Raw genomic sequence first — 19,944 nt, 5'->3', positions numbered from 1 at the left:
AACTACTGTTGAACTTGTAAAGATACAATCAGCGTCTCGCTGGAAGGGCCTTTGCGCATCCCCTTGATCGGGGCGGCACAGCTGGCATCGGGGCCAATGGCGACGCGGACGTATTTTTCATCCGGTGCGACGCCATTGGAAATATCAAACCCGACCCAGCCCAACCCTTCGACATGGGCTTCGGCCCAGGCATGGGCGGCATCTTGATCGGTGATGTCGTTGATCATCAGATAGCCGCTGACATAGCGCGCAGCAAGGCCGCGCATCCGCAGGGCGGCGATGAAAATCTGCGCATGGTCCTGACAGACGCCCGCGCCGATCTTGACCGCCTGTTCCGCAGTCGTATCCGCCCCGGTCACGCCGGTGCGATAGGGCAGCGCATCGCGGATCGCATTGGACAGATCATGCAACGATGTCAGCGGGTCTTTCATCTTGCCCAAGACGCGGGCGAAATCGCGCACCCCGGCGCCCGCAGCGGTCAGCGGTGTTGCCTGTGCAAAATGCCACAAAGGCGCGCGGCCATAGACCATGCCCAGCACGCCCGCCTTGTCATGGGTCGTGACCTGCCCGCGCGCGGTAATCTCGACCGCCGCAACCCCGGGTGTGACGCTGACCAGATCGGTGTGATTGCCGTAATGGTCCAGATAGCTGGCCTCGATCCGCCCGCCGGTGATGTCGATATGCCAATCCTCGACATTCTGCATCGGGTTCGACAAGGGCCGCAGCCGCAGCCGTTGCAGCGCGAAATCCACGGGCATGTCATAGCCATAGCTGGTGGTATGGGTGATCGTCAGTTGCATCAGTGGTTAAACCTGTAATCTGCTTCGATCTGCATGCCGATCGCCGCATTCTCGCGCAGGATGGATCCGGTGAATTCATGCAAGCCTTCATCAAAGATCGAGCCGATATCGCGGTCTTTCAGCCGCGCATTCATCCGGTCGGCCAGATCATGCGAGGGTTTGACCTCGGCGTAATCCTTGGCCAGATGGCCCAGATTATTGACCAGCTGCGCGGCACAATGGCTCAGCGATCTGGGCATCCGGTCATCAAGGATCAGGAAATCGGCAATGGCGGGGGCGGTGAAATCATCCTCGACCGCCCAACGAAACGACCGATGCGCCGAAACCGACCGCAGGATTGTTTCCCATTGCACGTTATCCATCCGGCTGCCGACAAAGGAAGGCGCGGGCAGCAGCGCGTAATATTTCACATCAATGATCCGCGCCGTACTGTCGATCCGTTCGATAAACGTGCCCAGACGGCAGAAATCGAAAATATCATTGCGCAGCATCGTGCCGACCAGCGCCCCGCGCACCAAGGCTGATTGTTGCCGGATCGTCGCCAATACGGCGGGCAATTCGGTTTCGGGGATCGGCCGTTTCAGCGCATCCGTCAGCACCATCCAGGTCTCGTTCACCGCCGCCCAGACCTCGGTCGTCAGGGCGGTGCGGACCAGACGCGCATTGTCGCGCGCGGATTTGGTGACCGACAGGACCGAACTGGGGTTATCAGGATCGCGCAGCAGGAAATTGACGACATTGCCGCTGGAATATTTGTCATGCCGCGCCTCGAAGGCCTGTTGCGCGGCAGAGGTGATGATCACCGATTTCCATTCCGAATCCGCATCATTCGACCGGGTCAGCGCGATGCGAAACCCCGCCTCGATCAATCGCGCGGTATTTTCAGCGCGTTCCAGAAACCGGAACATCCAGTAAAGACCGCCTGCCGTTTTTCCCAACATGTCAGTCTTCCAATATCCAGGTATCTTTGGTGCCGCCGCCCTGGCTGGAATTCACCACCAGCGATCCCGCTTTCAGCGCGACCCGCGTCAACCCGCCGGGCGTGATATTCACCCCTGCGGGTGACACCAGCGCAAAGGGCCGCAGATCCACATGGCGCGGGGCAAGGCCTTTCTTGGTAAAGATCGGCACGGTGGACAGCGACAGCGTGGGCTGGGCGATGTAATTGCCGGGGTTGGCTTTCAGCTTGGCGGCAAAGGTGGCGATTTCCTTTTTGCTGGCGGCGGGACCGACCAACATGCCGTAACCACCCGATCCATGCACCTCTTTCACGACAAGGCTGGCCAGGTTTTCCAGCACATATTTCAGCGCATCAGGTTCGGAACAGCGATGCGTTTCCACGTTTTTCAGGATCGCCCGTTCGCCGGTATAGAATTCAACGATATCGGGCATATAGCTGTAAATCGCCTTGTCATCAGCGACCCCTGTGCCCGGCGCATTGGCGATGGTGATATTGCCCGCGCGATAGACATCCATGATCCCCGGCACGCCCAGCATGGATCCGGGGTTAAAACTCATCGGGTCCAGAAAATCATCATCAACCCGGCGATAAAGCACATCAATCCGCCGATAGCCGCGCGTTGTGCGCATCGCGATATGGCCGTCGATGACGCGCAGATCATGCCCTTCGACCAATTCCACACCCATCTGGTCGGCCAGAAAGCTATGTTCGAAATAGGCCGAATTATGGATGCCGGGCGTCAGCACCGCCACGCAAGGCCGCCCGTCGCAGGTGGATGGTGCCGAGGCTTCCAGCGAGCGGCGCAAAGATTTGGGGTAATCGCTGACCGGCTTGACCTTGATCTTGCTGAACAGCTCGGGGAACATCTGCAACATGGTTTCACGGTTTTCCAGCATATAGCTGACACCAGATGGCGTGCGGGCGTTATCCTCGAGCACATAGAAATCATTCTCGCCGGTGCGCACGATATCGGTGCCGACGATATGGGTGTAAACGCCGCCCGGCGGGTTGAAATCCATCATCTGCGGCAGAAAGGCCGCGTTCTTGGCGATCAAGTCAATCGGCACGATCCCGGCTTTCAGAATTTCCTGCCGGTTATAGATGTCATAAAGAAAAGCATTGATCGCGCGCACACGCTGTTCGATCCCGCGCGACAGGCGCGCCCATTCGCTGCTGGAAACGATGCGCGGCACCAGATCGAACGGGATCAGCCGTTCCTCGGCATCGGATTGGCCGTAGACGTTAAAGGTAATGCCGGTGCGACGAAAAAACGCCTCTGCCTCGGCGGCCTTTTTGGCCAAACGGGTCCGGTCTTGGGCGCTGAACCAGGCGTCATAGCCGGTATAGGGGGCGCGGGCGCCGGTGGCCCCCAGCATTTCGTCGAAATGTTCGCGGTTGTGATCCATCAGCAAAGCCTACGAGGTTCTGATCAGACTGCAAGGATTTCACCCTGCGGAACCTCCAAGGATATAAGCACTTGCCTAATTTTAAGGCAGTAAATCCTAACGACTGATGATCAGCTCGGCCTTCAACCCGCCAAGCGTTGAACTTTTGCCCAAACGCAAGGCACCGCCATGGCTGCGGGCGACATCGGAGACGATGGCAAGGCCCAGCCCGACGCCGCTGCCCTTGTCCTGATTGCGCGCGGGATCAAGCCGCACGAAAGGATTGATCGCATCTTCATGCAGTTCAGGCGGAATGCCCGGCCCGTCATCCTCGACCCAGAACCGCACGGCGCGTTCGGTCACGCTGACCCCGACCAGCGCCTGCGTCCCATAGCGCAAGGCATTGCCCACCAGATTATCCAGCGCGCGCCGGATCGCCAGCGGGCGCAGGTTGATCGCGCGTTCCGGACCCTCGATCCCGGCCAGCCCGACATTCTGGCCGATCCGCGCCGCATCATGCAGCACATCGCGCAGGATCGCGGCCGGCACCACCTGTTCAAGATTATCCGCCGCATCATTGCGCGCGAAATCCAGAAAGGCATCCAGCAGCTTTTGCATATCATCGACATCGCGCAACAGATCGGCGGCCTCGGCATCATCCAGCATCGACAGGCCCAGCCGCAGCCGGGTCAACGGTGTGCGCAGGTCATGGCTGACGCCCGACAGCATCATGGTGCGGCTTTGGGTCTGGCGTTCCAGCCGGTTGCGCATATCCAGAAAAGCCATGCCCGCCGCGCGCACCTCGACCGCACCGGTGGGGGTATAGGGCGTGATCCGGCCTTTGCCGTAATCGGCGGCGGCCTGCGCCATGCGCTTGATCGGGCGCAGCTGGTTGCGCAGAAAGATATAGGCGACAACCGTCATCAACGCGCCCATCACAACCATGATGACCAGCAATTGATGCGGATTGGACGCCGACATGCGCCTGCGCGACAGATCCATTTCCAGCAAGCCGTGGCGCGTCGTCACCCAAAGCGCCACGCGCCCGCGATCTTCCAAAGACACAACCTGCAAGTCCGCGATCCCGCTCCGCAATGTGTCGATCACCGTGGCCCCCGTCAGATCAACGAATGGGTTGATATCGGTGGCCGGCGGCGCGGGCGCGGGCAAGGCTGTGCTGATCTGCAACGCCTGCCCCAAAGGCGCCAGCGCTGCGCGGGCCTGGGCTGCGGTATCGGCCTCGTTGGCGGTATCGATCAGAAATTGCAGGTCGATATTGACCGCACTTGTCATCAGCCGCGTGACACCGTCAAAATGGCGCTGAATGAACACCACGGACACAAGCAATTGCAAAAACACGACAGGAAACACAAGGATCAGCGCGGCACGGGCGTAAATCCCGCGCGGCATTGCGTTCTTGATCCAGCGAAATGTCATGCGCCAAGGCTAGCTTGCATTGCCCCCGCCGGAAAGTGCCGATGACAACCGCCGCCGCAGAATTTCCGCCCCGCCCCGGCCAGTGCCTGATGCTGCGCGATGATCTGGCGCTGGTGCTGGCGCCCAATCCTTCGGCGATGACCGGGCCGGGCACCAATAGCTATCTGCTGGGCCGCGACCGGATCGTGCTGATCGACCCCGGCCCCGCGATCCCCGCGCATCTGGAGGCGCTGTTGGCGGCAATCGGGGATCGGCCGGTGGATCATATCCTTGTCACACACAGCCATCTGGACCATAGCGCGCTGGCCCCGGCGCTGGCCGCAGCGACCGGCGCTAACGTCTGCGCCTTTGGCGGGCCGACAGCGGGGCGCAGTGCGGTGATGGCCGCACTTGCCGCGCGCGGGCTGGCGGGGGGCGGCGAAGGGATCGACAGCACCTTTGCACCGGACAGATTGCTGGGCGATGGCGCGGTCCTGCACGGCGCTTGGGGCAGGATCACCGCGATCCACAGCCCCGGCCATATCGGCAATCACCTGTGTTTTGCCTGGGATGACGCGCTGTTTTCGGGCGATCATGTCATGGGTTGGGCCAGCTCGCTCGTGTCGCCGCCCGATGGGGATCTGACCGATTTCATGGCCTCTTGCGCCCGGTTGCAGGACCATCCGGCGCGCTGTTTCTATCCCGGACATGGCGCGCCGGTGGCTGATCCGCAAGGCCGGCTCGCCGGGTTGATCGCCCATCGCTTGCAGCGCGAGGCGCAGATCATCGACGCGCTTGCAACCGGTCCCGCCACGCCGCGCGATATCACCGCGCGTGTCTATGCTGACCTGTCACCGATTCTGTTAAAGGCGGCAGAACGCAACGTGCTGGCGCATCTGATCGACCTGCATGGCAAAGGCCGCGTGACCGCTGATCCGGCCCCCGATGAAAGCGCCGTTTTCCAACGCGCCAAGGCCGGTTTGCCGCCTGTGACAGGAATTTGAAAAACCGGCCAAATCGCTCTGGACGGGGCGGAATCACATTGCTATACGCAGCCCATGTTCCGACGTAGCTCAGCGGTAGAGCAGTTGACTGTTAATCAATTGGTCGTAGGTTCGATCCCTACCGTCGGAGCCAAATATCCTGATATTTGACGCAAAAACCGCCCCCTGGGCGGTTTTTTGTTGTCTTGGACAAAAGGGCGCGGAAATCCGCGCCCTTTGATGGTTAATCCGCCCTGCCCTGGACCAGCGGTGTCTTGCCGTCGGGGCCGATGGTGCGGTTGATCAAGATCAGACCGATGGCGATGCCCAGACCCAGCAGATCGGTCATCAACCCGCCCGAGATCATGAACAAGGATGCGACCAACAGGCCCGCCCGCGTCAGCGACCCCGCCGGTTTGCCCCAAAGCCAAGCCTGCACCGAGGCTGCCAGAAAGAACACGCCAATCAGCGCCGTCGTCAGCGCCTGCACGATTTCCAGCCAGGGTGCATCCATCAACAAGGCGCTGTTGTAAAAGAACATGAACGGCACGATGAACGCGGCCAACCCGATCTTGAACGAGGCAAAGGATGTGGCCATCGGATCCGCCCCGGAAATCCCGGCCGCGGCATAGCTGGCCAGCGCGACAGGCGGTGTGATGGCCGAGACGACGGCAAAGTAGAACACAAAGAAATGCGCCGTCAACGGGTCGATCCCCAGCCGGATCAACCCCGGTGCCACCACCGATGCCGCCACCGCATAGGCGGCCGTGGTCGGCATCCCCATCCCCAAAAGGATGGCGATCACCATGGCAAAGAACATCGCCAGCAATTGGCTGACCCCAGCCAGGCCCAGCAACAGGTTCGAGAATCGCGCGCCGACGCCCGTCAGCGAAATCACCCCCACGATGATCCCGGCGCAAGCGCAGACCGCGATGATCTGGATCGACATGCTGCCCGCGATCTGGAACGCATAGGCAATCGACCTTGGCCCCATCCGGTAAGGCGTTAACCAACTGACCGCCGCCGCCGCCGCGGTGGCATAAGTGCCCGCCCGGATCACCGAATAGCCCGCGAAAAGCGCCGCGATCAGGATGATGATCGGCAGGAACAAGAACACCTGTTTCATCATCGCCTTAAGCTTGGGCAATTCCTCGGGGCGCATGCCCATCATGCCGATCCGCGCAGCCGACAGATCGACCATGAAATAAACCGATGCGAAATACAGGATCGACGGGATGATCGCCGCAATGGCGATTTCCTGATAGGGGATGCCGGTGATCTCGGCCATGATAAAGGCCCCTGCCCCCATGATCGGCGGCATGATCTGCCCGCCCGTAGAGGCCGCAGCCTCGATCGCGCCAGAGGTCTTTTTGTCATAGCCGACCTTATGCATCAGCGGGATCGTCAGACTGCCGGTGGCCACCACATTGCCCGCCGACGTGCCGTTGATCATGCCCATCAGCCCCGAGGCGAAAATCGCCACTTTGGCCGGGCCGCCGCGCTGACGGCCGGTCAGGGCAAAGGCGAAGTTAATGAAATATTCACCAACTTTAGAGGCCTGCAGGAAGGCTGCGAAAATGATGAACAGGATGATATAGGTCGAGGATACAGCCGTCGTCTGCCCCAGGATGCCGACATCGGTGTAAACTTGGCTGAAAAACCGTTGCAGCGCGATTTGCGGCGAATTCAGCACGCCGGGGGCCAGATGGCCCAGCCAGACATAGACCAGGAACACGCCCGCGATGATCGGCAGCGCCAATCCGGTGACCCGCCGGGTCAATTCCAGGATCAACGCCGTGCCAGCAATGCCAGCCAATGAAATGCCCAAAGGCGCAAAAGACGTCCCCGTCGTGGCGCGGATCGGGGTGTTGTAGATAGCGACGAAATAGCTGGCCACGGCCAAAGCCGCGACAACCAGCACCAGATCGGCCGGGTTGACCCGCGCGCGCGGGCGCTGATGCACCCAAGACAGCGCAATCGCACCAAAAGTCGCCGCAATCAGCGGAATCCCAAACAGCCAGCGTTCGTTGAACTGGATCGTCGGGTCCATCCCGTTCCAGGACGTGCCCGCGGCGATCAGGCTTTGAAACCAAAAGGTTACGCCCAGCGAAAACAGCGCGGGGATCATCAGCAGATAGGCCAAGATGCTGAACAGCCGGTCACGGCCGGTGCCGGTACGCTCGCTGAAGGAGGTGCCCGAAAACATCAAGAACCCCAGCGCCGTCGCCCCGGCGATGTGGACGGTGCGATAGGTCCATGATTCCATCGGCAGCCGTGGCAGGAAGGGCAAATTGACCGCCCCGCCCGTCATGTCGCGGATCGACAAGCCGTTCAGCGCGGCGATATGGAAAAACGCATAGATCGCCAGCGCTGCGGCCATGGCCCAGTGAAACCAGCCACCGTAAAGGCGGCGGTTATATTCAATGACTTCCTCATCGGCGCCCTCGGCGACCAGCGGTCCGGTGTCATCGGCAAATTTTGAACTCTTGGCCTCGGCCATTACCCAATATCCCTCATACAAATCAGGGCGTGCCCCGGCTTGGCAGGCGCAGCGCCCCTCGAAAAAGGGCCGGTGCAAACTGCGCCGGCCCTGGGCTTGTTTACGACTTGATCATATCCGCTGGAATATCGGCACCGTTTTCGATGAACCAACGCGCGGCACCGGGATGCCATGGGATCACGCTATTCTTGTCCCAGTTTTCAAACACGGTGGTCGCGGCCGAGGAATGGATCTGCATCATCCGTGCATTGTCTTCCATGATCACGCGGGTCGCTTCATAGACAAAGCTTTCGGGCAGATCACAATTGACGATGGCAAAGTTCCACATCGACACCGCACGCGCGGGCGCATCCAGGCTGGCATAGGCACCGGCGGGGATGTCGAAATTGGCCACCGGGAACAGCGCGGTCATCAGCGCCTGTTCTTCGGCGGTGAACTCGATGATATTGACATCATTGGATGCCTCAAGCTCGGCCACCTGCGGGATCGGCACACCGGCGGCAAAGCCGATCACGTCGATCAGACCATCCTGCAACTGGCCGCCCAGATCGTTCCAACCGCCATTGCGACGTTCGAATTCGATGTTCAGCGCGGTCATCATCTCGGGGAAATAAGTATCGCCTGTCGATCCTGCCGGGCCAAAACCGATCCGCGCGCCTGCGGGGATCTCGCTCAGCGATGTGATGCCGGAGCTGGCCAGGGCCACCGCGTGGAACGGGGTTTCATACATCGGGAAATGCGCGCAGACATTGGTCATTTCCAGACCGGGTGCCAGCGGGCTTTGGCCCGCGATGCTGACCTGTGCGGGGCCCATCGTGGTCATGCCCATCGCGGCCTCGCCGGTATGGACCAAGGCCATGTTCTGCATCGGGCCGCCGGTGACTTCGGCACCGCCGGTGACGCCCAATTCTTCGGAAATCAGGTTGGCATAGCCCGATCCGTAAACGAAAAACGTGCCACCCTGCGAGGCTGTGCCAACGGTAAAGCTGGTGGGCCAGCCGGTCCGGTCGACATCTTGTGCCAAGGCGGGCAGCGCTGCCACGAGTGCGATGGCTGATGTGCCAAGAATAGATTTGATCATCGAATTCCTCCCAGATGATAAAGCAAAACCGCGACGGGTCGCATTTGCGACGGCCGCCTGCGGTTCGTTGCGCGAAAATAGCGAGTGGGACCAGACTGTCAAACGCTTAAGCTGTCGCAAGACGCTTTGCCGCCTGCAATGGCAGGCTGCGCCCAATATCTCGGCAGATGCCTGCGCGCTGCGGTCAATCCTCTGTCCTGCGGCGCAGATGCTGGCCAAAATAACAGGCGATCGCGGGATCTGCGGGCGATCGGACCATATGCCGCAGCCGGAAATGACCCAACGGGCGCGGCGCGCGCCCCGCGACAACGCAGGCAGCACAAGTCGCAACAGGGCCGATGCAAGCGGCACCGGCCCTGTTTTTTGTCGGCGTGATCTGTTTGCGGCATGGCCTGCAAATATTGCGATCTGCTTATGGCGTGATCTGCTAGCAGCCTGATCTGCATAGGGCGTGAACTGCTAACAGCGTCCTCTGTTTATGAATGGATATCCAAACGATGCGATCCGCTGACGAGCTGATCTGCTTCCACCGTGATCTGCATAAGGCGTGATCTGCTAACAGCCTGCCCCGTTTACGACTTGATCATCTCCGCCGGAATGGACGCACCGTTTTCAATGAACCAACGCGCAGCGCCCGGATGCCAGGGGATCACGGTATTCTTGTCCCAGTTTTCAAACACGGTGGTCGCCGCCGCGGCATTGATCTGCATCATCCGGGCATTGCCCTGCATGACGACGCGGGTCGCTTCATAGACAAAGCTTTCGGGCAGATCACAATTGACGATGGCAAAATTCCACATCGATACCGCGCGCGCAGGCGCGCTGCGGCTGGCATAGGTCCGGGCGGGGATGGTGTAATCGGCCACCGGGAATAGCGCGGTCATCAGCGCCTGTTCTTCGGCGGTGAATTCGATGATATTCACCGCAGTCGATGCCTCAAGCTCGGCCACCTGCGGAACCGGCACACCGGCGGCAAAGCCGATCACATCGATCTGACCATCTTTCAACTGGCGCCCCAATTCGTTCCAATCGCCATTACGATGCTCGAAGGGGATGTTCAGCGCGGTGATCATTTCGGGGAAATAGGTATCACCTGTCGATCCTGCCGGCCCGAATCCGATGCGGGCGCCTGCGGGGATCTCGCTTAGCGCGGTGATGCCGGAACTGGCCAAGGCCACCGCGTGGAACGGGGTTTCATACATCGGGAAATGCGCGCAGACATTGGTCATCTCCAGGCCCGGAACCAGCGGGCTGCGGCCTGCGATGCTGGCTTGTGCGGGGCCCAATGTGGTCATCCCCATATCAGCCTCGCCGGTATGGACCAAGGCCATGTTCTGCATCGCGCCACCGGTAATTTCGATACCGACGCGCAGGCCCAATTCTTCGGCAATCAGGTTGCCATAGCCCGAACCATAAACGAAAAACGTGCCGCCCTGCGAGGCCGTGCCAAGTGTGAAACTGCTGGGCCAGCCGGTCCGGTCAACATTTTGGGCCAAGGCGGGCCAAGCCGCCATGATGACAATGGCTGATGTGCCAAGGATAGATTTGATCATCGCATTCCTCCAGGATGATAGGTCAAAAAGAGCTTTACTGCAGGCATGACGTGCATTCGCAGATCGATGTGCCCAAGAAGATCACGGCGGCGCTGGCCAATGGCGGTGATCGCCGGTCTTGCGCTGCCGTGGGTGGGGTTACGGGCGCCCTGGGTCAGGGTTGCGCCGTCACGGGCGCCCGCAAATTGGACCTTGATGATGGGTTAAAAGTCCTGCCAATCATCATTGCCGGCGCTTTCGGTCCGGCCATAGGTGCCAGACATCGCGGCGGCGGCTGGCTTGGCGGGTTTCTGCTGGCTGCGTGGCGATTGGAACACCATGACATTTTCGGCAGGGCGTGACGGCGCGGCGGCAGCGGGGGCTGTCGTGCTGTCCAGCTGGAACCGCGCGACAAGTTCGCCCAGATTGCCCGCCTCGGCGTTCAACGCATGGCTGCTGGCTGTCGCTTCTTCGACCATGGCGGCGTTTTGCTGCGTTACCTTGTCCAGCTGGGTGACCCCGATATTGATCTCGGCCAGACCTGTCGATTGTTCCGCAGCACCTGCCGCGATTTCAGAGATCAGCCCCGAGATATGGCTGATATGTTTCGCGATCCGTGTCAGAACCTCGCCCGCCTCGCCGACCAGGCTGACGCCATTGGCGACCTGATCGGAACTGCCCGCGATCAATGTCTTGATCTGCTTGGCCGCCTCCGAAGAGCGTTGCGCAAGCGCGCGCACCTCGGATGCGACCACCGCGAAACCGCGGCCGGCATCCCCAGCGCGGGCGGCCTCGACCCCCGCATTCAGCGCAAGCAGATTGGTCTGGAAGGCGATATCATCGATCACGCCGACGATCTGCGAGATTTCATCCGAGGATTTTTCGATCGCGGTCATCGCGGCAACCGCCTTTTGCACAACCGGTTCACTGGCGACGGCATCATCCTGGGCATTCGTCACAATGGATTCCACCTCGCGCGCGCCGTCAGCAGCAGAGCGCACGCTTGCCGTCAGCTCGTCCAATGCGGCGGCGGTTTCTTCCAATGTGGCGGCCTGATTCTCGGTCCGGCGCGACAGGTCGTCAGATGAACTGCTCATCTCGAGGGCGCGTTCGCGGATGCCGACCGCGCTGGTGACAACCGACCCGACGGTCGTGCTCAGGTTGGCGACGGTCCGGTTATAATCCAGCCGCAGCTGTTCGTAGCTTTCGTCAAAGGGCTGCTGAATGACAGCTGTCAGATCACCCTCGGCCAAGGCGACCATTGCCTTGCTCAATTCCTGAACGACACGCGCCTGTTCGGCCTGCACTTTCTTGCGTTCCTGTTCGGCCGCATCAGAGGCCTGCAGCTTATCGCGAAAATCGACCAGGGCCTTGGCCAGCACGCCCAATTCATCGCCGCGCCCGGTATCCGGCACGATCCCGTCATATTCGCGCCGCGCCACCCGGCCCATCCCGTCACGCAACCGTTCCAAAGGCCCCAGCACAGAACGCGCGGTCAGATAGCCCATGAGCGCAGCCAGCCCCATGACGACCAAGGCCAGCAAGGCTTTCTTGGTGCGGATCTCATCCACAGGGATCATCACCTCTGCCACGTCCATTTCGCCGATGACCCACCAGCGCGTGCCAAGCACGTCGATATCGACAACCTTGGCAATGACGGGTTGACCGTTGATCCCCGGCACATTTTCAAAGGCCATCGCGGTCCCTGCGACACCTGCCGTGACCTGCGGCAATCCGCTGGCGTCATGCAAAGCGTCAAACCGGCCTGCAAACCGCGAGTCGCTGCGCGTTTTCATATCGGCACCGACGACATAGATCTGGCCGGTTGCCCCCAGCCCCACTTCGCGGTTCACGATCCGGTCAAGATTGGCGGGCGACAGCTGCGCGGCATAAATCCCGACGATCACCCCTTCGTTGTTTTGCACCGGGGTCGCCAAAAAGGCCGCAACGCCGCCGCCGGGCTGATAGGCTGCGTAATCCGAAAAATAGACCTCTCCCACAGTGCCATCACGCGCGGCGCGGAAGGCTTGACCCAGGCCCGTGTCCCGATAGGGACCCGACACGAGGCTGGTCGCGAAATCGGAATTCTTGGCATAGGAATAGACAAGATCGCCTGCCATGTTCAGCAGATAGACATCGCTATACCCCCCCGATGCGACGACATTGCGAAAGAACGGGTGCAGCACGCCGTGATGGAAATTGTACGGCAGCAGCTCTGGCGCGCGGTCAAGCAATGCTTTCTGGCCCGCAGGATGGGGATTATTGGCAATATAGGACGATTGCAGATCGGCGGCATTGTCCAACATGCCGAAAGAGGATGACAGCGCCTGCGCCGCATCAATGATGGTTGGCATGTTGGCATAGGCCTGCATATTGCGATCAAGCTCGTCCAGCCAGGTTTCGATGCCCATGCCGCGTTCATCGGCGATGACTTCGAAATTGGCCGTGGCCGATTCCAGCATCGTTTTGCGAAAATCATAATAGCTAAGCACGGACACAGCGACAGCCGCGGCCAGGCCGATACCTGCGATAATGACAGGTAGCTTGCGGGACAGGGGGATAGAACTGAGATTGCGCATAAATACCTCTCACACCGAACAATCAGATCAGGGGTGTTATCCCCCAGAGCGATTAAGAACCGCTTAAGCGGCAGAAGTTTTTTCAACGCATTGAAAGCAATGGATAATCCAGCCAGCGCCGGTTTGTCCAAGCGGCCGGATCGGCCCGCCCGACGCCCGCGCAGCCGCAGCCGCCGCGCTGTTGCGCCTTGGGCCGGCGCTTGCAAAATCACCCCACCCTGTCAAAAGGGGCCGGCGCGCAAGGCGCAGATGTCCCTGTCAGGTTTCAAGATGAGCAACACGACACAGGCCGCCCTGTGGATGATCGGCGCGATCATCGCCTTTACCACCATGGCCATTGCAGGGCGCAGCGTCAGCGCGGAACTGGACACATTCGAGATCATGCTGTTTCGCAGCCTGATCGGCATTGTGATCGTGCTGGCTGTTGCGTCATATTCCGGGGCGATCCGCACCATCCGGTTCCGCAAGCTGCGGCTGCATCTTTTGCGCAACATCTGCCATTTCACCGGCCAGAACCTGTGGTTTTACGCGATCATCACGATCCCGCTGGCGCAGGTCTTTGCCCTGGAATTCACCACGCCGATCTGGGTGATGCTGCTGTCGCCGCTGATCTTGCAGGAAAGGCTGACCGGATTGGGGTTGATCGCCGCACTGATCGGCTTTGTCGGTATCGTGATCGTGGCGCGCCCCGATCCCACCAATCTCAGCCCCGGATTGCTGGCCGCAGCGGGCTGTGCGGTGTTCTTTGCACTCAGCGCGATTTTCACGCGCAAGCTGACGCGGACCGAAGGGATCACCTCGATCCTGTGTTTCCTGACGCTGACCCAGGCGGTCTTTGGGCTGGTCTGTGCGGGCTATGACGGCGATATCGCGGTGCCCTCGCGGGCGATCCTGCCATGGGTCGTGGTGATCAGCGTCGCGGGGCTGGTCGCGCATTTCTGCCTGACCAAAGCACTGAGCCTTGCGCCTGCCAGCACCGTCATGCCGCTGGATTTCGTGCGCCTGCCCGCCATCGCGGTGGTGGGGATGGTCCTTTATGATGAACCGCTGGAAGTGCTGGTCTTTGCCGGAGCAGTGCTGATTTTCCTGGGCAATTACATCAATATCCGCCATGTGGGCCGCAGGGTGCAAAACTGAACCCATTGGTTCATTTATTGCGCTGCAATGCAGCATTGCAAAATTTTGTTACGCTACGACATCACGACAAGGTGACGTTGCGTCATTAATTGACGTAACGATTGAGCACTCCCTACGGTTTGTGCACAGAATTCAGACAGAATGGGGGAGAGCACATGAAACAGGTACTTACCGTCGGCGCAGCCTTGCTGATGACGACGTCCGTGGCACAGGCGGTCGGGTTGGACCGCTCGGCACAGAATATCGGGGTCATCTTTCAAAACGGCAATTATGCCGAATTGAGCTTTGGCCGCGTCATGCCCAGCGTCAGCGGCACGGATGTTACCATCTTCGGGTCAAGAGACACCGGCAATGTCGCGAAAGATTACAGCATCATGGGTCTGGGCTATAAGACCGACCTATCCGACCAGCTGTCCTTCGCGTTGATCGTGGACGAGCCTTATGGCGCAGATGTGGCCTATCCGGTCGGGCAATCCACAGCGCTGGGCGGCACCACGGCCACGCTGGATTCGGTCGCCTTTACCGGCTTGCTGCGCTACAAGATGAATGAAAACCTGAGCTTTCACGGCGGGATCCGCGCCCAATCGATCGAGGGCAAGGTCACTTTGAGCGGTGCCGCCTATGGGGCGAACTCGCCTCCGACAGGTATCAACGGCTATTCGGTGACGCTGGATCGTGACACCGGCTATGGCTATGCTATCGGCGCGGCCTATGAGGTGCCCGATATCGCCCTGCGCGTTGCCTTGACCTATTTCTCCGAGATTGACCATGAATTCGCGACGACCGACAATCTGGGGTCAACAGCGGATACAAAGGTCACGACACCGCAGGCGGTGAACCTTGATTTCCAGACTGGCATCGCGGCTGATACGCTGTTGTTCGGCTCGATCCGCTGGGCGGAATATAGTGTGACTAAGGTGATCCCGCAGAACTTTGGCGTGGCAACCAGCGGTAGGTCCCTGACCAATATCGAGGATGGTTTCGGCTATACTTTGGGCGTCGGGCGCCGGTTCAGCGATGTCTGGTCGGGATCGTTCAGCATCGGCTATGAGCCAGAGGGCGATGATCTGGTCTCGCCGCTGGCACCCACGAACGGCAATTATTCCGTCGCTCTGGGCGCGCAATATACGATGGACAATGTCATCGTCTCGGGTGGTCTGCGTTACATCGCGCTGGGGGATGCCTCGGCACAGACCAGCGACACAGCCCGCGCCAGTTTCACCGACAATAGCGCTGTCGCACTGGGTTTGAAGGTCGCCTATACCTATTGATCTGACCCGATAATCTGCAAAAGCCCTGCCCTGACCGGCGGGGCTTTTGTTTTGACGCATGATCCGGGTTGCGCTGGCGCGCGCACAGGATCAAACCATCGCCATGATGCTTGTCCAGAAAACCATGTCCGGCCGTGCCTGGGCCGATCTTTTGATCCTGTCGCTGATCTGGGGCGCGTCCTTTCTGTCGGTGCATGTCGCATTAGAGGAGATCGGGCCGCTGACCTCGGTCGCGCATCGGACGTTCTGGGCGATGCTGATCCTCTGGGCCTATGTCGCGATCCGCCGCCTGCCGCTGCCGCGCAGCCCCGCGATCTGGGGCGCGTTTGTGGTGATGGGCTTGTTGAACAATGTGATCCCGTTCAGCCTGATGGCCTGGGGGCAATTGCATATCGAAACCGGGCTGACCGCGATCATGAATGCCTCGACCGCGATTTTCGGCACGATCACGGCGGCAATCTTTCTGGCGGATGAACGGCTGACCCTGCGCAAGACCATCGGGGTTGGCCTTGGGTTTCTGGGTGTGGCCACGGCCATTGGCCTGCAGGCGCTGACCCAGTTCGACCTGCGGTCCTTGGGCCAGATCGCGGTGCTGGGCGGTGCGATCAGCTATGCTTGCGCGGGGGTCTGGGCGCGCAAGACCTTGGCGGGCCTGACGCCGCAGGTCGCCGCTGCGGGCATGTTGACCGGATCGAGCCTGATCGCCCTGCCGCTGGCCACGGCTGTCGAGGGGCCGATCAGCCTGGCCTTGCAGCCGCAGACCTGGGCCGCCATCGGCTATTATGCGGTCATGGCCACGGCGCTGGCCTATCTGCTGTATTACCGGGTGCTGGCCACGGCGGGCAGCGGCAATCTGATGCTGGTGACCTTGCTGGTCGCGCCGGTGGCGATCAGCCTGGGTGCGATCGTGCTGGGCGAGGCGCTGCCGCTGCGCGCCTATGCCGGTTTCGCGCTACTGGCGACGGGGCTGGTGATCCATGATGGCCGCGTGGTCAAGGCGATCCAGCACCGCGCGCGCCGCGCGTAGCCCCGGCGCATCCCCCCCGCGCCCCAGCCTGTCCATGGTCAGATCCATCGCCGCCTGCTGTGCGGTCGGATTGGCCAGCACATCCAGCACCGCAGCGGCAATCGGCGCAGGCTGACAATCCGCGCCGATGAATTCGGGCACCACGCGGGTATCGCTGACCAGATTGACCAGCGTCACACTATCGACCAGCAGCATGCGGCTGATGATGATCCGGCTCAGCCAGGCCATATCATAGGCGATCACCATCGGCGTGCCATTGGCCGCCAGTTCCAGCGACACGGTGCCAGAGGCCGCCAGCGCCACATCCGCGCGGCGGAACCATGCGGGTTTCAGCGGGCTGGCAGGCGGCAGCACGGTGACCGGCACGGACCAATCCGCCACCTGCGCCTGCACCAGATCATGCACATTGGCCGTCGTGGGAATGACAAAGCGCGCATCGGGCACCTGCGCCGCGATCCGCGCGGCCACCTGCCCGAAACGCGGCGCAAGGCGTGTGACCTCGCCTTTGCGGCTGCCGGGCAGCACCAGAATGACGGTGCCATCCCCCAAAGCGGCGGCCTCTTCGGCGCTGGCCAGCGGGTCGGTCACCACCGGATGGCCAACGAAATCGCAAGCCATGCCTGCGGCCTGCATCAAAGGTGGTTCAAACGGGAAGAGCGCCAGAACATGGTCGATATGATGCGCCATATGCGCCGCCCGTTTGGGCCGCCATGCCCAGACGGTGGGGGCGACGTAATGCACCGTGCGGATGGCACTGCGCGCCTTGACCAGTTTGGCCACCCGCAGGCAGAAATCGGGGCTGTCGATGGTGATCAGCACATCGGGCTGCATCTGCACCACGGCCTCGGCCATCTGCGCGATCCGCCGTTTCAACGCGCGGTATTTGGGCAGGATTTCGGCCAGCCCCATGACGCTGAGTTCATCCATCGGAAAGCGGCTGACCAGCCCTGCGGCCTGCATCAGCGGCCCACCCACCCCGTCAAAGGTCACGTCAGGGCGCAGCTGGCGCAGCCCCGCCATCAGCGCAGCCCCCAGCTTGTCGCCCGAGGCCTCGCCCGCGATCACGAAAACCTTCATGCGCCACCTTTGGGGCGGACCCAGAAACAGGCCCCTGCCCGTTCCAGCGTGGCGATGACCTGCGGCGCATCCAGCACGATGACGCCGCCGGCCTCGACCACGATAGCCGACAGGCCCGCGGCAACGGCCCCGCGCGCGGTTTCCGGCCCGATCACCGGCAGATCGGCGCGGCGGTCCTGCGCGGGTTTGGGGGCCTTGAACAGCATCGCACCGCGCGCATCGACCGGCGTGCCATCCGGCCCTGACAGCCATTCAGCCGCCGTGCCCAAAAGATCGCCCATCAGATCGACACCGCCCCAAAGCGGATCATCCGCAGGGGCAAAGCGCGCGATCATCGCATCAGTGCCGGCCTGATCCTCGCGCGCGATCACGCGGCCTTGGCGCAGGATGCAGGCCTGCCCGCTATCAGCCGCGCCCATCGCCGCGATCGTCTGTTCGCCCAGCACCGCATCAAGCCGCAATTGCGGCGTCAGATGGCCCGCCAGCACGCCCGCGACAGGCAGCAGATCAGGGGCCAATTCATGCGCGGCGACCACGGCGAACCCTGCCTTTTCCAAGATCGCGATCACCCCGCGCAGGGTGCCATCATCGCCCTTGGCCATCGCGGCTTGCAGATCCGCCACCAAAGGCATTGTCGCGGCATCAATCTGTGCAGGGTCGATTGCAGGCCGCGTGACCGCCCCGGCCATGCAGATGCGGGTCACGCCGCGCGCCGCCAGATCGGCCAGAAATGTGCCCAGATGTTCGATCCGAAAGCTGATATCGGGGGTGATCTGCGGGGCAAAGCCCTGCAAGGCGCAGATCAGCGGACGCGCGGGCAAGCGCGCCAGCAGCGCGGGCGGCAGATCGCCGGTGCCTGCGATCAGCGCCAGCATCAGCCCGGCGTCAGGAAATTGCGGTCGGACGGGCCAAGGATGAAGCGCACCATATCCTGCACGAAAGGACTGTCGGTTTCATCACCCAGCTTGCGGGCGCGGTCCTGAAAATTGCCCTCGCCATCCTTGAGCATCTGGAACGCGGCGCGCAGCGCGGTGATATCGGCGCGGTCCACGCCTTTGCGTTTCAGCCCGACAAGGTTCAACCCATCCAGCACCCCGCGCGGCCCCTGCACCAAGCCATGCGGCACCACATCGGCCGTCACCATCGTGACCGCGCCAATGATCGCGCCCTGCCCGATCCGGACCCATTGATGCACACCGCATAACCCGCCGATGATGACATCATCTTCGATCACGCAATGGCCCGCGACGGCAGAATTATTGACGATGATCACGCGGTCGCCCACCTGCGCGTCATGCGCGATATGACAGCCCGCCATGAACAGCCCGTCATCGCCGACACGGGTGATCCCGCCGCCTTGGGCGGTGCCGGTGTTGATCGTCACATGTTCGCGGATCCGGTTGCGCGCGCCGATGCGCAGCTGCGTCTTTTCGCCCGCGAATTTCAGATCCTGCGGGATTTCCCCAATCACCGAAAACGGGAAAACAACGGTGCCAGCCCCGATCTGGGTGTCGCCATCAACAACGACATGGCTTTTGAGCGTCACGCCATCGCCCAGCACCACATCGGGACCGATCACGCAGAACGGACCAATCGTGCAATCAGCCGCAATCCGCGCACCATCCGCGATGACCGCGCTGGGATGAATCCCCGCCATCAGGCTTGCAGGTCCATCATCGCGGTGAATTCCGCCTCGGCGGCCAGTTCACCATCGACACTGGCCACACCCTTGAAGCGCCAGACCTTGCCGCCGGGCTTGCCGCGGGTGGTCTCGACCCGCATTTCCAGCACATCGCCGGGCACGACCTTGCGGCGGAATTTGCAGCCATCAATGGCCATGAAATAGACCAAAAGATCACCATTGATCAGCCCTAAGGACGCGCCGACCATCACGGCGGATGTCTGCGCCATCGCCTCGATGATGGTGACGCCGGGCATGATCGGATTGCCGGGGAAATGGCCTTGGAAATGCGGCTCGTTCATGGTGACATTCTTGATCCCCACAGCCGAGGAGGTGCCGTCGATACTATGGACCTTATCGACCAGCAAGAACGGGTAACGATGCGGCAGGATCTTCTGGATCAGCTGGATATCGGCGGTGGTGACGGGGTCGGACATATGTGGTTCCTTGTCTTGGCGGGTCCCGGACGGGGCTGGCACTGCCTAGCAAGCGGCGGCGCGCACGGCAAGCATGC

General features: G+C 61.4%; 16 protein-coding genes and 1 tRNA gene. 5 read left to right on the top strand and 12 right to left on the bottom strand.

Annotated features, from left to right (window positions below; translation table 11 throughout):
- Window positions 1-2: 2 nt before the first annotated feature.
- From LOKVESSMR4R_RS07060 to LOKVESSMR4R_RS07045, 4 genes are all read right to left on the bottom strand, one after another.
- Window positions 3-800 (bottom strand): transglutaminase family protein, encoded by a 798-nt coding sequence (locus tag LOKVESSMR4R_RS07060; RefSeq protein ID WP_087207006.1) that lies wholly within the window; start codon window positions 798-800, stop codon window positions 3-5.
- Window positions 800-1,741, bottom strand: coding sequence for an alpha-E domain-containing protein (locus LOKVESSMR4R_RS07055; protein ID WP_087207004.1), 942 nt, complete (start codon window positions 1,739-1,741; stop codon window positions 800-802). The genes LOKVESSMR4R_RS07060 and LOKVESSMR4R_RS07055 overlap by 1 nt, the downstream gene beginning before the upstream one ends.
- 1 nt (window position 1,742) lies before the next feature.
- Window positions 1,743-3,167 (bottom strand): circularly permuted type 2 ATP-grasp protein, encoded by a 1,425-nt coding sequence (locus LOKVESSMR4R_RS07050; RefSeq protein WP_087207001.1) that lies wholly within the window; start codon window positions 3,165-3,167, stop codon window positions 1,743-1,745.
- A gap of 96 nt (window positions 3,168-3,263) precedes the next feature.
- Window positions 3,264-4,583 (bottom strand): ATP-binding protein, encoded by a 1,320-nt coding sequence (locus LOKVESSMR4R_RS07045; protein ID WP_087206998.1) that lies wholly within the window; start codon window positions 4,581-4,583, stop codon window positions 3,264-3,266.
- 41 nt (window positions 4,584-4,624) lie between these two features.
- Here LOKVESSMR4R_RS07045 and LOKVESSMR4R_RS07040 point away from each other — a divergent pair, with 41 nt between their 5' ends.
- The gene (locus LOKVESSMR4R_RS07040; protein WP_087206994.1) at window positions 4,625-5,566 is read left to right on the top strand and encodes an MBL fold metallo-hydrolase; all 942 of its coding nucleotides are present in this window, start codon (window positions 4,625-4,627) and stop codon (window positions 5,564-5,566) included.
- A 58-nt stretch (window positions 5,567-5,624) separates the two neighbouring features.
- A tRNA-Asn gene (locus LOKVESSMR4R_RS07035) sits at window positions 5,625-5,699 on the top strand.
- A gap of 90 nt (window positions 5,700-5,789) precedes the next feature.
- Here the strand turns inward: LOKVESSMR4R_RS07035 and LOKVESSMR4R_RS07030 are convergent.
- The 4 genes from LOKVESSMR4R_RS07030 to LOKVESSMR4R_RS07010 all read right to left on the bottom strand — a co-directional run bounded on the left by LOKVESSMR4R_RS07030 (window position 5,790) and on the right by LOKVESSMR4R_RS07010 (window position 13,237).
- Window positions 5,790-8,045, bottom strand: a complete 2,256-nt coding sequence (locus tag LOKVESSMR4R_RS07030) for a TRAP transporter permease (protein ID WP_087206992.1) — start codon at window positions 8,043-8,045, stop codon at window positions 5,790-5,792.
- Window positions 8,046-8,145: 100 nt separating this feature from the next.
- Entirely contained in the window at window positions 8,146-9,126 is a 981-nt protein-coding gene (locus tag LOKVESSMR4R_RS07025; protein WP_087206990.1) for a TAXI family TRAP transporter solute-binding subunit, read from the bottom strand.
- A 572-nt stretch (window positions 9,127-9,698) separates the two neighbouring features.
- On the bottom strand, window positions 9,699-10,679 hold the full coding sequence (locus LOKVESSMR4R_RS07015) for a TAXI family TRAP transporter solute-binding subunit (protein WP_087206987.1): 981 nt from the start codon (window positions 10,677-10,679) through the stop codon (window positions 9,699-9,701).
- A 203-nt stretch (window positions 10,680-10,882) separates the two neighbouring features.
- A complete protein-coding gene (locus tag LOKVESSMR4R_RS07010; RefSeq protein ID WP_087206985.1) occupies window positions 10,883-13,237 on the bottom strand; it encodes a methyl-accepting chemotaxis protein in 2,355 nt (784 codons plus the stop codon).
- A 270-nt stretch (window positions 13,238-13,507) separates the two neighbouring features.
- Here LOKVESSMR4R_RS07010 and LOKVESSMR4R_RS07005 point away from each other — a divergent pair, with 270 nt between their 5' ends.
- The 3 genes from LOKVESSMR4R_RS07005 (at window position 13,508) to LOKVESSMR4R_RS06995 (ending at window position 16,672) form a co-directional block, all read left to right on the top strand.
- Complete coding sequence (locus tag LOKVESSMR4R_RS07005; protein ID WP_087212775.1) at window positions 13,508-14,374, top strand: DMT family transporter; 867 nt, start codon at window positions 13,508-13,510, stop codon at window positions 14,372-14,374.
- 155 nt (window positions 14,375-14,529) lie between these two features.
- Complete coding sequence (locus LOKVESSMR4R_RS07000; RefSeq protein WP_087206983.1) at window positions 14,530-15,645, top strand: OmpP1/FadL family transporter; 1,116 nt, start codon at window positions 14,530-14,532, stop codon at window positions 15,643-15,645.
- A 106-nt stretch (window positions 15,646-15,751) separates the two neighbouring features.
- A complete protein-coding gene (locus tag LOKVESSMR4R_RS06995) occupies window positions 15,752-16,672 on the top strand; it encodes a DMT family transporter (protein WP_087212772.1) in 921 nt (306 codons plus the stop codon).
- Here the strand turns inward: LOKVESSMR4R_RS06995 and lpxB are convergent.
- Genes lpxB through fabZ form a run of 4 tightly spaced genes read right to left on the bottom strand, consistent with a single transcriptional unit; the run spans window position 16,598 to window position 19,867 of the window.
- The gene (gene lpxB / locus LOKVESSMR4R_RS06990; protein WP_087206981.1) at window positions 16,598-17,749 is read right to left on the bottom strand and encodes a lipid-A-disaccharide synthase; all 1,152 of its coding nucleotides are present in this window, start codon (window positions 17,747-17,749) and stop codon (window positions 16,598-16,600) included. The two genes, LOKVESSMR4R_RS06995 and lpxB, sit on opposite strands and share 75 nt — an antisense overlap.
- Window positions 17,746-18,624 carry an LpxI family protein gene (locus LOKVESSMR4R_RS06985; RefSeq protein ID WP_087206978.1) on the bottom strand — a complete coding sequence of 293 codons (879 nt, stop codon included), beginning with the start codon at window positions 18,622-18,624 and terminating at the stop codon, window positions 17,746-17,748. Before LOKVESSMR4R_RS06985 ends, lpxB begins: the two co-directional genes overlap by 4 nt.
- Window positions 18,624-19,406, bottom strand: coding sequence for an acyl-ACP--UDP-N-acetylglucosamine O-acyltransferase (lpxA, locus tag LOKVESSMR4R_RS06980; RefSeq protein ID WP_087206976.1), 783 nt, complete (start codon window positions 19,404-19,406; stop codon window positions 18,624-18,626). Before lpxA ends, LOKVESSMR4R_RS06985 begins: the two co-directional genes overlap by 1 nt.
- A complete protein-coding gene (gene fabZ / locus LOKVESSMR4R_RS06975) occupies window positions 19,406-19,867 on the bottom strand; it encodes a 3-hydroxyacyl-ACP dehydratase FabZ (RefSeq protein WP_087212768.1) in 462 nt (153 codons plus the stop codon). Before fabZ ends, lpxA begins: the two co-directional genes overlap by 1 nt.
- Window positions 19,868-19,944 lie beyond the last annotated feature (77 nt).

It is taken from the genome of Yoonia vestfoldensis, assembly GCF_002158905.1.
Classification (GTDB): domain Bacteria; phylum Pseudomonadota; class Alphaproteobacteria; order Rhodobacterales; family Rhodobacteraceae; genus Yoonia; species Yoonia vestfoldensis_B.
Note: the sequence above shows the minus strand (reverse complement) of the source record. Positions and strands in the feature narration are given on the sequence as shown.

Bases quoted from the DNA above. Each gene is read 5' to 3' on its own strand.
- LOKVESSMR4R_RS07060 (WP_087207006.1), bottom strand. From the start codon at position 800: ATGCAACTGACGATCACCCATACCACCAGCTATGGCTATGACATGCCC.
- LOKVESSMR4R_RS07055 (WP_087207004.1), bottom strand. From the start codon at position 1,741: ATGTTGGGAAAAACGGCAGGCGGTCTTTACTGGATGTTCCGGTTTCTG.
- LOKVESSMR4R_RS07050 (WP_087207001.1), bottom strand. From the start codon at position 3,167: ATGGATCACAACCGCGAACATTTCGACGAAATGCTGGGGGCCACCGGC.
- LOKVESSMR4R_RS07045 (WP_087206998.1), bottom strand. From the start codon at position 4,583: ATGACATTTCGCTGGATCAAGAACGCAATGCCGCGCGGGATTTACGCC.
- LOKVESSMR4R_RS07040 (WP_087206994.1), top strand. From the start codon at position 4,625: ATGACAACCGCCGCCGCAGAATTTCCGCCCCGCCCCGGCCAGTGCCTG.
- LOKVESSMR4R_RS07030 (WP_087206992.1), bottom strand. From the start codon at position 8,045: ATGGCCGAGGCCAAGAGTTCAAAATTTGCCGATGACACCGGACCGCTG.
- LOKVESSMR4R_RS07025 (WP_087206990.1), bottom strand. From the start codon at position 9,126: ATGATCAAATCTATTCTTGGCACATCAGCCATCGCACTCGTGGCAGCG.
- LOKVESSMR4R_RS07015 (WP_087206987.1), bottom strand. From the start codon at position 10,679: ATGATCAAATCTATCCTTGGCACATCAGCCATTGTCATCATGGCGGCT.
- LOKVESSMR4R_RS07010 (WP_087206985.1), bottom strand. From the start codon at position 13,237: ATGCGCAATCTCAGTTCTATCCCCCTGTCCCGCAAGCTACCTGTCATT.
- LOKVESSMR4R_RS07005 (WP_087212775.1), top strand. From the start codon at position 13,508: ATGAGCAACACGACACAGGCCGCCCTGTGGATGATCGGCGCGATCATC.
- LOKVESSMR4R_RS07000 (WP_087206983.1), top strand. From the start codon at position 14,530: ATGAAACAGGTACTTACCGTCGGCGCAGCCTTGCTGATGACGACGTCC.
- LOKVESSMR4R_RS06995 (WP_087212772.1), top strand. From the start codon at position 15,752: ATGCTTGTCCAGAAAACCATGTCCGGCCGTGCCTGGGCCGATCTTTTG.
- lpxB (WP_087206981.1), bottom strand. From the start codon at position 17,749: ATGAAGGTTTTCGTGATCGCGGGCGAGGCCTCGGGCGACAAGCTGGGG.
- LOKVESSMR4R_RS06985 (WP_087206978.1), bottom strand. From the start codon at position 18,624: ATGCTGGCGCTGATCGCAGGCACCGGCGATCTGCCGCCCGCGCTGCTG.
- lpxA (WP_087206976.1), bottom strand. From the start codon at position 19,406: ATGGCGGGGATTCATCCCAGCGCGGTCATCGCGGATGGTGCGCGGATT.
- fabZ (WP_087212768.1), bottom strand. From the start codon at position 19,867: ATGTCCGACCCCGTCACCACCGCCGATATCCAGCTGATCCAGAAGATC.